Raw genomic sequence first — 1,376 nt, 5'->3', positions numbered from 1 at the left:
ATGGAACACTGGTCGACACGATGCCACTACACCATCGCGCTTATGCCGAGGTATTCGCGGCACGCGGGGCGGAGCTCACGCTTGCGGATTATATGGCAGCGGTCGGTGCGCCGGCACGCGAGGCGATACCCCTGATGCTGCATGCGACCGGCATCATGTCGATAACCCCTGACGAAGTGCTCGCCATCCACCGCGACAAGAAAACCGCCTTCGCGCGAATACTCCTTTCCAGCGAACCGCAGGCGCTTCCTGCGTCGAGATTGCTTGAGGCTGGTGGCGAAAAGAAGCTCGCGCTGGTTTCGTCGGGTAATCGTGATGGGGTGATGGCCATACTGGCGACAATGGGCTGGACCGAGCTCTTTGGCGCAATCGTCAGCGGCGACGATGTCGACAATGGCAAACCCGATCCGGAACCTTATCTCAAGGCTGCAGCCACGCTTGGCGTTGAACCAGCGCGCTGTCTGGTCCTGGAAGACGCCGAGGCCGGCTTGGCCTCGGGTCGTGCCGCGGGCATGTCCGTCATCGACGTCACGCAGTTCCGTTAGTCGGCACATGATCGCCCCGAGCGCCCATCCCGCATTCGCTAACTTTTCTGAAGTCATTCCGCTTTCGGGATTTTCGGGCGCGACAGTGGCGTTGCTACGCACCAGCTCCGGCAACCCCTTCGTCCGCAAGGCCGCAAACAGCCTTGCCGCCAATGCAGGCATCACAGCTCAGTCTGCCCGGCAGGAATGGCTGCGGGGAGCGATCGATGGCGTGGCCAGCGTGCCGCGCGTGCTCGACGAGAACGAGGCCCAGGGCCTGCGCTTCTACGACATGGAATTCGCGCCTGCGCGCGACGCCATCAACTACCTTTCGACCGCCACCTTCGAGCAGGTGGCGATGTTTTCCGACCGTATCGAGCAGCTCATGCGAGCACTGGCTTCGGCCAGCCCACGTACTCCATCAATCCCGCCCAGCCGCGCGACGCTTGCAGCCAAGCTCGAACAAATCTCAGAGCGTAGTGCCGGAACTCATACAAATGAACTCGCCACGCTCCACGAAGCCCTGCTGCTTATGGACGAAATCACCAGGCCTGATTTGCCGACGGCCTCTCACGGCGACCTGACCTTCGAAAACATCCTTGTCGGGCGGCGCGGCGATCTTTCTCTGATCGACCCGATCGAATCGCCATTCGATCATTACTGGTTCGACTGGTCCAAGCTATTCCAGGAATGCGAAGGGCACTGGCATGCTCATCGGGGGCGTGCAATTGCAACCAGCGTCACCTGGTGGCTGCGCGACCGCTGGATGAAAGCGGCCGCCAGCCAGTCACCACTTTATCCGGCACGGCACTACTTCTTCCTCGGGCTGACCTTTGCCCGCATTCTTCCATA

2 protein-coding genes are annotated in these 1,376 nt (G+C 61.2%); both read left to right on the top strand.

Features of this window, described 5'->3' with window-relative positions; genetic code table 11:
- The coding region (locus AC1DUU_RS32085) for an HAD family hydrolase (RefSeq protein WP_476787329.1) at positions 1–545 on the top strand (545 nt) is incomplete at its 5' end.
- A gap of 7 nt (positions 546–552) precedes the next feature.
- Positions 553–1,376, top strand: an 824-nt coding sequence (locus AC1DUU_RS32080; RefSeq protein ID WP_476787328.1) for a phosphotransferase, incomplete at its 3' end; no start/stop codon positions are given.

It is taken from the genome of Aminobacter sp. P4_H6_2, assembly GCF_056400805.1.
This window is presented reverse-complemented; position numbering and strand designations above follow the sequence as displayed.